The 13,723-nt window shown below is 59.3% G+C and carries 8 protein-coding genes; 4 read left to right on the top strand and 4 right to left on the bottom strand.

Annotated features, from left to right (window positions below; translation table 11 throughout):
- Positions 1–240 precede the first annotated feature (240 nt).
- Positions 241–3,288 (top strand): L-glutamate gamma-semialdehyde dehydrogenase, encoded by a 3,048-nt coding sequence (locus AEP_RS10860; protein ID WP_087495397.1) that lies wholly within the window; start codon positions 241–243, stop codon positions 3,286–3,288.
- A gap of 32 nt (positions 3,289–3,320) precedes the next feature.
- Here the strand turns inward: AEP_RS10860 and AEP_RS10855 are convergent, their stop codons facing one another.
- Together AEP_RS10855 and AEP_RS10850 are read right to left on the bottom strand one after the other, a co-directional pair.
- On the bottom strand, positions 3,321–4,100 hold the full coding sequence (locus AEP_RS10855) for a FecR family protein (protein ID WP_157673133.1): 780 nt from the start codon (positions 4,098–4,100) through the stop codon (positions 3,321–3,323).
- Positions 4,101–4,123: 23 nt separating this feature from the next.
- The gene (locus AEP_RS10850) at positions 4,124–5,443 is read right to left on the bottom strand and encodes a surface lipoprotein assembly modifier (RefSeq protein WP_087495396.1); all 1,320 of its coding nucleotides are present in this window, start codon (positions 5,441–5,443) and stop codon (positions 4,124–4,126) included.
- A 133-nt stretch (positions 5,444–5,576) separates the two neighbouring features.
- Here AEP_RS10850 and AEP_RS10845 point away from each other — a divergent pair, with 133 nt between their 5' ends.
- A complete protein-coding gene (locus tag AEP_RS10845) occupies positions 5,577–6,665 on the top strand; it encodes a hypothetical protein (protein ID WP_087495395.1) in 1,089 nt (362 codons plus the stop codon).
- 24 nt (positions 6,666–6,689) lie between these two features.
- On the opposite strand, the gene AEP_RS10840 is transcribed toward AEP_RS10845, so the two are convergent.
- Complete coding sequence (locus AEP_RS10840) at positions 6,690–8,399, bottom strand: ATP-binding response regulator (protein WP_087495394.1); 1,710 nt, start codon at positions 8,397–8,399, stop codon at positions 6,690–6,692.
- Positions 8,400–8,443: 44 nt separating this feature from the next.
- Complete coding sequence (locus AEP_RS10835) at positions 8,444–11,023, bottom strand: EAL domain-containing protein (RefSeq protein ID WP_198301808.1); 2,580 nt, start codon at positions 11,021–11,023, stop codon at positions 8,444–8,446.
- 183 nt (positions 11,024–11,206) lie between these two features.
- Here AEP_RS10835 and AEP_RS21290 point away from each other — a divergent pair, with 183 nt between their 5' ends.
- Positions 11,207–12,622 (top strand): methyl-accepting chemotaxis protein, encoded by a 1,416-nt coding sequence (locus AEP_RS21290; RefSeq protein ID WP_269466869.1) that lies wholly within the window; start codon positions 11,207–11,209, stop codon positions 12,620–12,622.
- Positions 12,623–12,709: 87 nt separating this feature from the next.
- A complete protein-coding gene (locus AEP_RS10825) occupies positions 12,710–13,723 on the top strand; it encodes an MBL fold metallo-hydrolase (protein ID WP_087495391.1) in 1,014 nt (337 codons plus the stop codon).

Raw genomic sequence — 13,723 nt, 5'->3', positions numbered from 1 at the left:
CGTGACGAAATTGAATTGAAAGCCCATTCGCAAGATATCAATTTTAATGAAATTAATATAAAAACACAATATAAATGTTTATTGGCTCCAGTGATTGGTGTGAGAAGTGCGATCCGCCTAAATGGATTCCACGTTTGATAGATGAATCTACTATCTGATTGTGAAAATTTAGAGAAAAACTCAGATAGATTGTTGAAAGAATAGCGACAAATCATTTCTTTGCCCTGTGCAGGAGTCGCTATGTCCCACCCCGCCCGATCTATCGCGTTCACCCCCGTCCCGCCCCGTTTGCCCACGCCTTATCGCGCGGAAGACCAAATCGTCTCTCACCGTTTGCAGATGTTGGAGGGCGCGCTCGACTGGGCCCACGCCGCCCGCACCGCCGAGCCTTGGGTGCAAGCTGTGCGCGACAACCCGCCCCCCTTCTGGGCGATGGAGAGCTTGCTCAAGGAATACCCCATCTCCAGCGCAGAGGGTCTGGCCCTGATGCGCCTGGCCGAAGCCCTGCTGCGAGTGCCCGATGCCGAAACCGCCATCGTGCTCACCACCGACCAACTGGGCCGCGCCGACTTTGAGGCCAGCGGCGACAAGGTGCTCTCCCGCCTGTCGAGCACCGCCATTGCCCTGTCCAAGCACTTTTTGCCGGATGCGCAGAACGAGCCCGGCTTGATGGCCAAGCTCGGCGCCCGTACGGTGGTGGCCGCCACGCTGCGTGCGGTGCAGCTGCTGGGTCGCCAGTTTGTGCTCGGCCAGACCATGCCGGAGGCGATGAGGGAGGCCGATGTCTCTCGCAAAAAGGCCAATGTGCGCTTCAGCTATGACATGCTCGGCGAAGGCGCCCGCACCGACAAGGATGCGCTGCGCTACCTCAAGAGCTATGCGGATGCTATTGAATTCATAGCTGCTCGCGCAAGCAAGTCGGGCGCCCTGGCCGAAAACGACGGTATTTCCATCAAGCTCAGCGCCCTCTACCCGCGCTATGAAGACGCACATCGCCAGGCGGTGCTGGACGAGTTGGTGCCCCGCGTCTGGACGCTGTGCGAAGCCGCCGCTGCCGCCAACATCAACCTCACCATCGACGCCGAAGAGGTGGATCGCCTGGAGCTGTCGCTCGAAGTGTTGGAGGCCCTGCTGGTGCAAGTGGCTGCGCATTGCCCGCAGTGGGCCGGATTGGGGCTGGCCATGCAGGCCTACCAGACCCGTGCGCTGGAGCTGATTGAGCATGTCACCCTGCTGGCGCGCAAATACAAAATCAAGCTGATGTGCCGCCTGGTCAAGGGCGCTTATTGGGATGCCGAGGTCAAGCGCGCCCAAGAGCTGGGTCTGCCGCACTACCCCGTGTTCACCCACAAGCACCATACCGATGTGTCCTACCTGGCCTGCGCTCGCGCGCTGCTGGCGGTGCCCGATGCCATTTACCCCCAGTTCGCCGGCCACAACGCCGGCACCATTGCCGCCATCCTGCAAATGGGCGCCAAAACAGGCGCGCCCTTTGAGCTGCAACGCCTGCACGGCATGGGCGAGGGCATCTTCCGCGAGGTGCTCAAAAACCCGCTGGTTGCTTGCCGCGTCTACGCCCCGGTGGGCGCCCACAAAGACTTGCTGGCTTATCTGGTGCGCCGCCTGCTGGAGAATGGCGCCAATTCCAGCTTTGTGCACCAGCTTGCCGACGAATCGGTGGGTATGGGCGAGCTGCTGATTTCACCTTTGCGCCTCGAGCCACACCCCAGCCTGCCCCTGCCGGCCGACCTGTTCGGCAAGCACCCCGGCAGCCGCGCCAACAGCACCGGCCTGGACCTGACCGTTGCCGCCATGCGCGACCCACTCTTGGCCGCGTTGCAGGCCGCCCCTGTGCCGGTGGTGGCTGAGTTTGATGTCAAAAACATCCCTGGCGCTTATGCAAGCTGCGCGAGCAGCTATCAAAAGTGGAGCAAAGTACCGGTGGAAGAGCGTGCAGCCACCCTGCGCCGCTCCGCTGATGCACTGCAAACCGCTATGCCGCAGTTCTGCGCGCTCTTGGTGAAAGAAGCCTTCAAGACCTGGGGCGACGCGGTCAGCGAAGTGCGTGAGGCGGTGGACTTTTTGCGCTACTACGCGGACGAGGCGCAGCGCATCATGCAGCCCATCAACTGCCCCGTCGTCGCTAACGCTCAGGCGGGTTACCAGTACGGCGTGACCGGCGAGACCAACACCTTGCGCCTGACTGCCCGCGGCGTGTGGGTGTGCATCAGCCCGTGGAACTTCCCGCTAGCCATCTTCATGGGCCAGGTCGCTGCCGCACTGGCTACCGGCAACACTGTGCTGGCGAAGCCTGCTGAGCAAACCCCCGGCGTGGCCAAAGCTGCGGTGGATTTGATGGTGGCAGCTGGTGTGCCGGCGGATGCGCTGCAGCTCTTGCACGGCGCTGGCGAAACCGTGGGTGCTGCGCTCGTGGCCCAGCCCGGCGTGGCGGGAGTGGTGTTCACCGGTTCTACCCAGGTGGCCAAAATCATCCAGCGCGCCCTGGCTGCCAAAGACGGCCCCATTGTTCCGCTGATTGCCGAAACCGGCGGCATCAACGCCATGTTGGTCGACAGCAGCGCGCTGCCCGAGCAAGTGGTCGATGCGGTGGTGATGAGCTCCTTCCGCTCCGCCGGCCAACGCTGCTCCGCGCTGCGCTTGCTGGTGGTGCACAGCGCGATTGCCGATGGCGTGATCGAGATGCTGCAAGGTGCTGCCCAAGAGCTGCAGGTCGGCAACCCGGCTGATCTGGCCACCGACCTCGGGCCGGTGATTGACCGCGAAGCGTTCGACAACATCCAGCGTCACATCACTCGCCTGAAAAATGAGTCAAAAGTGCTGCTGGCGCCCACAGATTCTACGCAAGCAGCTACTGAATCCATAGCGAACCTGATTGCGCCCCATGCGTTTGAGGTGGAAAGCATTGCACAAGTGAAGGCCGAAATCTTCGGCCCCGTGCTGCAAGTGGTGCGCTGGGACGGTAACCCCGAGGACGTGATCGCCCAGATCAACGCGCTGGGCTACGGCCTGACGCTGGGCATCCAGACCCGCATCGACAGCCGTGCGCAGGCGCTGGCGGCTGCAGCGCACGTGGGCAACATCTACATCAACCGCAACATGATCGGCGCGGTGGTGGGTGTGCAGCCTTTTGGCGGCGAAGGTTTGTCAGGCACCGGCCCCAAAGCCGGTGGCCCGCACTACCTGTACCGATTCTGTGCTGAGCAAACCGTGACGGTGAACACCACGGCGGCGGGGGGCAATGCGGCTTTGCTGGCAGGCATGCAATGACAATGAAGCCGGGCCGATAAAGTCAAATGAACTTAACCCCCATTGCTTAAAGTAAGGCAACCAGTGCTCGGGCTGGTGACCGGGATAGTGGCTTGGACATTGGCATTCGGCAATGAGTTAGTGCAATTCGTTTGTGTTGGCACAATGGACGATGAGCCGTCGCTATTGACGTTGTTGCCGCCAATGGTGATGGTCTGCCGCAAATCGGGCAAGTCCAAGCTCGCTTGGGGTGACGTCCTGATCGGGAGAATATCGTTGCCTTGAACCACGACGGATTGACCTACGCCCAAGCCTACGCACCCGGCTTTTGTGCACACCTCGATCTCGTCGAGCTCACCGGATACGGTGACCGTTCCGTCCGGGTTGTAGACGCTGCTGAAGCCCGAACCGCGGATGCCGATGGTGGACGCAGTAGTTTGCACCTTGTAGTTGTCGCGGTTGCGCTTACCGATCAGTCCGGTAATGGCGCGCAAGCCCCCGCGGACAAAGTTCACCAGAAAGCTGTCCTGGGAGCCGTCCTTGGCATCGTTGTAGCGCTGGATCACCAGCTGGCTGTCCGGGCTGAGGGACATGACGCCGCCATCGGTGAACTTGACTTGGGCCCGCCCTTGGGGCCCTGTGTTCAGGACATCGCCGCTCTCGATGGAATCCCCTTTGCTCAAGGGCGCGTTCTTGCCGGAGCGCTGGACTTGTACTTCGCCGAAGGTGAATTGGGCGATGCCCGCAGCAGCATGTCCGGTAACAGGTACCCAGCCAAGGGCTGCCACGAAAGCCAAAGCGCCGGTAGCGCGAGTGAAGGTCAGGATGGTCATGGTGGGAGCTCCTTGCACGACGCTTAAAAATCGCGCCGCACGGCGACGGAGGCGCTGGTCTTGGCGTAAGAGTTGATGCTGATGGTCGAGTCCGTGCGAACCCACGAGACCACCGGTGTCACACGCCATTGGGGCGCAGGCACCCAGGAGAGCCCCAGGTCAAGCATGCTTTGCTTGTCGCTACGCGTTGTCTGAAACAGACTGTCATCGCCTCCGTAGGTCCGGTCTTCCCAGCCCACACTGGCGAATCCGGAAAAGGTGGAGGTCCATGCCATTTGCGCGCCCAGGCGCAGGCCACCCAGGTTGTGGCCGAGCACATACTGGTCACTATTAAATGGCCGTTCATTGCCCATGTACAGGCCGCCGTAAGCCGTGACTCCGGACGGAAAGACCTGCACATACGTGCTGCCGATGACTTGGCGCTTCATGTCACGCACCGCCTGGCTGGCATAGCGCACTTCACTGAACTGCACAAAGGTGCCGAACTGACGGAAGCCATCGAGGCGGTAAATCCACTCGCCCAAAAGCCCGCCCTGTTGCCGGAACGCATTGCTGTAAAGCTCTTCATTGACAGCTTGCCAACCGAGACTGAATTCGTTCTTTTCGTGCCGGTATGCAACGCCGCCCAAAGCGGCATAACTGCGTGTGTCGAACTGATTGGCGTTGGAATCATTGGCCCGCAAATTGGCGCTGGCGCGACCGATCAAAGACCATTCGGGCGTGATCGCAAACCGGTTAGAGATGCCTGCGCGCAGATTGGCAAAGTTAGCTCTGACTTTGACGCCATCGGCGTTCAATGAGACAACAGATCCGCTATAGGCAGGGACGGCAACAGAGTCATCATTGGGTGCGCCGTTGACGTTGGTATCCATGCCGATGGCACCTTCGAGGTAGGCTTTGAAGTAGCGTCGCCCCTTGGCATCCACTTTGTCGAGAGACTGAAGAAACTGGTCCATGGTGCTCGACACTTCGACCGGCGCACCGTCTTCCCGCGCACGGTTCAAAACCTCGCGGGCTTGACCGCCTTGTCCTACCGCATACAGCGCCCGTGCCAGCTCGATGCTCGCTTGTTTGTTTTGAGGTTGGGCGAGCAATACCCGCTCCAATGCAAAGATGCCCCGGCTGAATTTTTTGGTGCGATTGGCGGCAATGCCTAAAGCGAGGTCAAAGTCGGGATCTCCCGCACGCCGTTCTTCCAGAGCCGAAAGTGCTTCAAACGCCTCAGCGGGCTTACCGGCCAGAGTGTCCGCCATGGCTTTGATGACGGCATCATCCATTTCTGCGTGTGCGGCGAGGCTGAATGGAATCAAACCCGCTACCAAGCAAATCCGCACAAATTTCATTGCGACACTCCCTGAATTAGGTACTAACCCTGCAATTTTTAAGTGGATTTTAAGTTTGGGGGCTGAAATGTGCAAAACGGCAAGGTGGCACTGTGGTTTTCTTTCCAGTTCTGCAATGGGCTATTCTCATTCCATGTCGCACCGTTTTCTTTTTCTGACATGCTCGCTCAGCGCAGCGCTCTTTTTGGCGGGCTGTACGGCACTCGGCCCGGGCACCATTTCGGCTAGCCGACCGGCATACAACCAAGCGGTACAACGATCGAATGACCAAGAGCTGCTGCTGAACCTGGTGCGGATTCTGTATCGGGACACCACCTACTTCACCACGGTGGAGCGCATTGCCGCCTCGTATGAGTTCAACCGGAGCGTGAGCGGCAGTTTGAATTTGCAGAGCGCGGCCGACGCAGTGACCCGCACCTTGAACATCGGTGATGCCACCGTGGCTCTGAACGAGCAGCCCACGGTGTTTTACGCGCCGGTCGAGGGGGAAAAGTTTGTGCGGCAAATGCTCACGCCCATGAATCCGGATCTGCTGCTTCTGCTGGTGAAGTCAGGCTGGTCGCTGGACCGGGTGTTTTCCTTGGGCGTGCAAGAGATGAACGGGTTGCGCAACGCGCCTTCTGCCACCGGTCCCACACCTGCACTGGAGCCCATATTCAGGGATTTCAAAGAGGCGGTGCGGCTGATGCGTTTCTTGCAGGCACGCGGCTTGATTGAGTTGGGCAAACAATCCGGTGGCGAAGGCTTGGAGCTGCGCTTCAATGCCTCGGAAGAGTTCTTTCAGGAGGCCCTGCGGATCAAAAAGATACTTGGTTTGGATGTGGGGCGGAATGCCTTCGCCGTGGTCGCCGGGTCTGATGGCCAAACTCCGGGTGACCGCATTGCGATCTCAACCCGGCCCCTGATGTCCGCGCTGGGTTATTTGGCACAAGGCATCCAGGCTCCGGAGCCGGATCTGGAGGCCGGACGGGTGCAACGGACGCGCCGCAAAGACGGCCAGTCGTTTGATTGGCAGGAGCTGTTGGACGGCGTTTTTCTGGTTCGTTCGTCGCTAGAGCCCCCCCAAAACAGCAGTGTCGCCGTGCAGTATCGGGGGAGCTATTTCTATATCTCCGACTCGGATCTGGACAGCAAGTCCACCTTCGTGTTGCTGAATCAATTGATGGCCCTGAACGCCACGGCCTCAGCTGGCATGGGCATGAACTTTACGTTCGGCAAATAGCGCTGCCTCCGCGGTCGCGGTGGCTTATGGCGTTGGTTCTGAGGCAGGTGCCTTCAGGCTGCGACGCAACAGGCTGCGCAACTTGGCAGGTTGTAGCGGTTTCTTCAGCAAGACCAGGCCAGCTTGGTGCGCCTGATGTTTAACGTCTTCTTCAAGGTCCCCGGTGATCAGGCAAGCGGGTATGTCTCGCTGCAATAGATTGCGCAATGAAATGATTGCGCCGATGCCGTTCTGGTTGTGCGGCAGCCGGAAGTCGCTGATGATGAAGTCCGGTTGTTCACCGACCAGCGCCGCGCGGTGCGCTTGTTCTGCGCTGTCGAAGAGGCTGGCCCGGCAGCCCCAGGATTGCAGCAGTCCTTGCAGGGCTTGCCCGCCCAAGATGTTGTCTTCAATCAGCCAAATGTTGGCACCTTGAACGTCTGCAGTGGCTGACAGGTCTTCGGTGGCAGAACCGCCTGAGTTCGCAGGGCGCAAAGGGGTCGCTGTTGCGGTGACCGTGAAGCGGGTGCCGCACCCCAGCTGAGACCGCAGCACCAAAGGGTGACCCAACAAGCGGCAGGACCGGTCCACCATACTGAGTCCCAAGCCCAAGCCTTTGGCGCGATCTCTTTCCGGATTCTCGACTTGGAAGAACTCTTCAAAGACCGTCTGGTGCAGGGATTGGTCAATCCCGATACCGCTGTCCCACACCTGAATGCTGGCCTGGCTGCCACCTGCGCTGGTGCGGCAAGTTACCAGCACGGTGCCGCGCGGGGTGTATTCCAGCGCATTGCTCACGAGATTCAGCAATATGCGTTGCAGCAACACCGGGTCGCTCATGACCCACAGGGACGTCGGACGAATGCGCAGGTGCAGTCCTTTGGACGCGGCGGTGTTGGCAAAGAGCAATCGCAATTGCTCAAAGATGTCGTTGACGTTCACCGGGCGCAAGGTGCTACCCGAAGGATTGGACTCCAATCGCGAGTAGTCGAACAGCACATCCAGCAACTCCTGCAAGGCGGTTGCAGATGCCGTCACTCCTTGCACCAGTGCGGCGCTCCCGTCCCGCTCCAGGGTTTCCGGGTTGCGTTCGGCGTGGATCTGGCTCAACCGGGCCACGAACATGCCCAAAGCATGGGCGGGCTGGCGCAAATCGTGGCTGGCTGCGGCCAGGAACCGGGACTTGGCCACGTAAGCGGCTTCCACCCGGTCATTGGCCACGCGTAGCTCGCGGTTGCGGGATTCGGATTCTTGAAGCGCCTGGTTTTTGGTGCTCTCAAAGATTTGGGTCAACACAAACAGAAGCAACACAAAGCCGAACAGACTGTTGCTGAAGAACAGATGGGTCAGTTCACCGTTGTATTGCACAGGGGGGTGCACGCCCACGGACGGCATCCACCCAAATGCCGCCACGGCCGCCAGTGTCATGGTCAGCCAGAAAATGGTTTTGGCGGTAAATCCGAAGAGCAGGGTGGCAGCAATCGGCGCAAGGGCAATCCACACGATCACGGGCGATTGCACGCCCCCGGAAAAGTAGGTCACCCCCACGACGGCGGCAAAGCAAATGGTGGTCTGTGCCATCGCGAGGCGGTTGTAATGAACTTGGGTGCGCAGTCTGGGCAGCCAGAGTTGGTTCACCATCAACAAGACACCATTGCCCACCATCAACAGGATGCCGGGAAAGAATCCCATGAGCCAATTGAATCCGGCATACAGCAAGCTGGAAAGTGCGACGGCGGAGCCGAAATGGCTCAACAGTCTCAACTTCTTCGGGTCCAGCGCCCCGTCCTCCGGTCGGCTCACTGTGAGGCAGGTCCCATGAATGTTGGCACATACAAGGTGCCATCCAGCACCTGGCGCAGCGCATGCCGCATGGTGCGCAATCCCGCAGATTTGGGGCAATACCCGTTAGCGCCGGCCTGAATCGCCGCGTGAAAGTCTTCGGGCTGCTCGGAGCCTGCGACGACCAACACCGGCAAGGCAGGTTGCATTTGACGGATCTGGCGTATGGTCGGAATGCCACCCAAGGGTTGCATTTCCAGGTCGATCAGCACCGCTTTGATGCGCGGGTTCGCTTCCAGCAGTTCAAGCCCATGGGCACCATCGCTGGCCTCCAGCACCTCTATACCCGCTTGAAGTTGACGCAGCGCCGCCACCATGCCTTGGCGCACGATAGGGTGGTCATCAATCACAAGCAGTTGCATGCCGTGGAGTGTAGTCGTGGGTATCCATTGCTGGCTTAATTGCGGCGTGGAAAGCAGTGTTTGCAGCGCATCTGCGGGCATGGGCCGTGAGAAAAAATAGCCTTGGGCGAAATCGCATCCCGCTTCGATGAGCAGATCGCGTTGTTGTGAAGTTTCAACCCCTTCAGCCACCACGCGCAGGCCCAACGCATGCGCCATGACCACCATGGCTTTGCACAAAATAAATTGGGTGCCCCCCGGGTCCAAGCCCTGCACAAAAGATTTGTCGATCTTGATGTAGTCGATGTCCAGCTGTTGCAGGTAGGCCAGCGACGAATAGCCCGTACCGAAATCGTCCAGTGCGACTTGGATGCCAGCATCCCGCCATTCGAGCAATTGCTCGGAGACCGATGCATTGGTCTCCAGCAGCAGGCCTTCGGTGATTTCAACGACCAGGCTCATGCCGGGAAGTCCCATTGCTTCCAGGCGCTTGACCCACGATTTCTCTGCAGGACAGCGTCTGCGGAACTGCACCGGGGAACTGTTCATGCTGATTTGGAAGTGCGGGTGTAGCGTGTTGCGCCACACCAGCAGTTGCCGCGACACCTCAGAGAAAACCCAATCTCCTATCTCGACTATCAACTCGCTGGCCTCGGCCACCGGGATGAAGTCTGCCGGACTGATCATTCCACGTTTGGGGTGGCGCCACCGCAAGAGAGCCTCCGCCTTGCGGACCTGGCCGCTACTCAAATCCACAATCGGTTGGAAGTGCAGCTCAAACTGCTGTTGTGCGAGCGCGTCGTGCAGGTCGTTGGTAATGCGGGCACGCTGTACCGCAGCCTCGTGCAAGGCGGGCGTGAAGAAGCTGAATCGGTTACGTCCTGCTCCCTTGGCTTCGTACATCGCCTGGTCCGCATTTTTATAAAGTGCTTCGACCTCTGAGCCATCGTCAGGGCACAGCGTGACACCTATGCTGGCTGACACGAATACGCGCTCGCGGTGTAACTCAAACGGACTTGAGAGCGTGTGCAACAGTTTTTGCAGCAGGTGTTCCAGATGAGAGTCTGTTTCCAGTTCGGTAATCAACAAGGTGAATTCGTCACCGCCCATGCGCGCCACGGTGTCGTGTTCCCGCACACACGCCCGCAGTCGCCGGGCTGCTTCCATGAGCAGCAAGTCGCCCGCGTCGTGCCCCATGGTGTCATTGACTTCCTTGAAGTGGTCCAGGTCAATGAAGAGGACGGCCATCTTGCGACCATCACGCCGGTTCCGCTTGATCTCCTGCTCGATACGGTCCCGCAGCATGCGGCGGTTGGGCAGGCCGGTGAGCGGATCAAAGTAGGCCTGTTGGCGTACCAGCGCTTCGGCTTGTTTGCGGGCAGAGATGTCGGTGTGGGTTCCGACCATGCGCCGAGGCCTGCCTTCGGCATCACGGCTGACGACCATGCCGCGGGTGAGAACCCATTTCCAGGTGTTGTCTTTGCACCGGACTCTGTGTTCGTTGTGATAAGTCGGCGTCAAGCCATCAAAATGCGCCTGCCTGTCATTGAGCATCTGCGGCAGATCGTCGGGGTGCGTCCGGCTATCCAAGGCGTCCGGGTGCTGATGGAGCTCTTTTTCCGTGAAGCCATACATCTCAACCAGTCGCTTGGAGTAAAACTCCCGTCCCTCGGGGATATGCCAGTCCCAGATGCCGTCCCCTGTGCTCTCCATCGCCAATTTCCATCGCTCTTCACTTTGCTGGAGCAGCGCCTCTGCTTCTTTGCGTTCCTGGATATCGACGTGGGTGCCGATCATCCGCAGCGGCTTTCCGTCTGCGCTTCTGCGGACCACCATGCCGCTGGTCAAAATCCACTTCCAAGTGCCGTCCTTGCACCGGAGCCTGAGCTCGGTGGAATAAGAGGCGGTTTTGCCTTCGAGGTACTGGTTGAAGGATCTTTCGACCCGCTCGCGGTCCTCCGGGTGGATGCGCTCCACAAAGCTCCGGTTGCGTGCCACTATCTCGCCATATTCATAGCCCAGCATTTCCTGCCATCGGCGGGAGTGGACCTGGTCGCCGGTTTCCAGGTTCCAGTCCCACGCACCGGCACCCGATCCCTCCAACGCAAGCTTCCACAGACTGGCATCGTTTTCATCAAAACGATCTTCCCCGCCTGCAGGTGCGGAGTCAGCGGAGAAGGGTTTTGGAGGGGTCACAGTCGTGTGCTGAGTGATATTTTTCACTTTACCCGAAGGTGCATCCATTGATGCACCGTGAAGTGTGAAATTTATGAGGTGCCGACATGCAAAAAGCCTTGGATTTCAGGGGCTCTTTTGAACGATAACTTAGACAGAGTGAAATATAATTTATTTAAATTGTTAAAAATGTTAGGATGAGCCATGACCCATGCTCGAACCCGTACCAGTACTGAAGCGCTCGCCATGTTGGGGGATCGCGTTCTCCTGAGCTACATCGTCCTTTCTGCGATAGCGGCTGTAGTTTTGGGTTTTTCCTTTGTGGACAGCGGGTTGGCCATAGGCGCCACGGTTGTGCTGCTGGCGGCTGCTGTCGGCGTTTTTGCTGCCGCCCGATACACCGTGCTAAGCCGTTTTGTATTGGCTTTTGTGCTCGTTGCCTTCGTGGTTTTGCACATTCAATTGGCGCGCGGCATGGAGGAAATGCACTTCGGTGTCTTCGTGTCACTCGCGCTATTTTTGACCTACCGGGATTGGCGTGTCATCGTGTTCGGCGCCGTATTGTTCGCCGTTCACCATGTGGTGTTTGACCGTCTGCAGGCGGCAGGTTTCGGTTTGTATTGCATCAGCGAACCTGATTTCGGGCGCATCGTGATCCATGCTGTGTACGTCATCATCCAGACGAGTGTGGAGTCGGTCATGGCGATCAACATGGCGCGTGCTGCCCGCGAGGGCGACGAGTTGCGGGTGCTCGTGGCCCAAGTCAATCGTGATGCCACCATTGACTTGAATGTCCACGACGTGAAAACCACGACCAAAGGTGGTGACATGTTGCGCGAAACCTTGGCGCGTATGGAAGCCGCAGTGGCGGCGGTGCGCAGTAACTCTGCGAGCATCGAGGTGGCTTGCTCTGAAATCGCCAGCGGTAATCAGGACCTCAGCAACCGGACAGAGCAGACGGCTGCCAATTTGCAGCGTACCTCCAGCAGCATGACCCAGCTGACCAGTGCGGTGCAACAGTCCGCAGAAAATGCGCGCGAGGCTAACCAACTGGCCATGACGGCCAGCACTACCGCCACCAAGGGGGGTGAAGTGGTGGGCCAAGTGGTGCAGACCATGCAGGGCATCAACGAAGCCAGCCGCAAGATCAGCGACATCATCAGCGTGATCGACGGCATCGCTTTCCAAACCAATATTCTTGCTTTGAATGCGGCGGTGGAGGCTGCACGTGCCGGCGAGCAAGGCCGTGGCTTTGCCGTGGTGGCAAGTGAGGTCCGCTCACTCGCTGGCCGAAGCGCAGAAGCCGCAAAGGAAATCAAGACCCTCATCAACGCCAGTGTCGAGCGTGTGGAACAAGGCAGCGCACTGGTGAACCATGCAGGGGAGACCATGACGGAAGTCGTGACCAGCATCCGCCGTGTGACCGACATCATGGGTGAGATCAGCGCCGCCAGTACCGCTCAGGCCCAAGGCGTCAGCGAGGTCAGTGAAGCGGTCACCGAGATGGACCAAGCGACGCAACAGAACGCGGCGTTGGTGGAGGAGATGGCAGCGGCAGCCGGCAGCTTGCGCAGCCAGGCCCAGGAGCTGGTGCAGACGGTTTCGGTGTTTCACCAATAAGCGGCAACGGATCTGAATCCGCCCTTGTGTCTCCCGGTCTTTTCCGGCTGAGGCATGATCAGCGCGTCCATCGCTTCTGGTCGCGTTATGTCCTCTGAACTCCGCCCTGCACACCGGTACGCCAACTCCGATCCTGGGGTCGTGATCGGCAATTTCCCATGGTACGAGATGGTCTGGCGCTCACTCCGTGGCGATTTCAAGCCCCAGACCGAACCCGCGGACGGGTATGCTGGATTTGAAAAGGCCTGGTCGGTGCCGGTGGACCATGCGCGGCTGCTGCAGCGGCAGGACGCGCCTCGCGTGACCTGGCTGGGTCATGTAACGGTTCTGTTGCAAGTGGCCGGACTCAATGTGTTGATGGATCCGACCCTCTCCGATTTTGCCGGACCCATGGGCAAGTTTGGCGCGCGCCGCAGAGTGCGTGCTCCCATCAGCCCTGAGCAATTGCCGCCCATCGATCTGGTGCTTATTTCGCACAACCATTACGACCACTTGTGCGATGCCACCATCACGCGCCTGTTGGCCTCGGGCCAAACGCCCGAGTTTCTGGTGCCCAAGGGCTTGAAAGCCTGGTTTGATCGCCGGGGTATTGCCAACGTGACCGAGTTGGATTGGTGGCAGTCCGTGGACATGCCCCACAAGGTCAAGCTGCACTTCACACCATCGCAGCATTGGAGCCGGCGCACACCTTGGGATACCAATGCATCGCTGTGGGGCGGATATTGTCTGGAGTGGTCACGCCCCGGGGCTCAGCCTTGGCGCTTTCTATTCCCCGGCGATACGGGCTACAGCAAGGACTTCAAAACCATACGCCAGCGCATAGGCGCCATGGACTTTGTGGCATTGCCCATAGGCGCTTATCTGCCACGAGACTTCATGAAACCAATGCATGTGAACCCGACCGATGCCGTACAGATGCTGCTGGATCTGGATGCGCCGCTGGCCATGGGGGTGCATTGGGGCACCTTCATGCTCACTCAAGAGGCCTTCGACCAACCACCACGCGATCTGGCCGCTGCGCTGCAAGCGCAAGGGCTGGCGCAAGACCGCGTGTGGTTGTTGCGGCATGGCGAAACCCGCGCCATACCGCTGCCTGCCTGA

The organism is Curvibacter sp. AEP1-3 (assembly GCF_002163715.1).
Taxonomy (GTDB): domain Bacteria; phylum Pseudomonadota; class Gammaproteobacteria; order Burkholderiales; family Burkholderiaceae_C; genus Allorhodoferax.
Note: the sequence above shows the minus strand (reverse complement) of the source record. Positions and strands in the feature narration are given on the sequence as shown.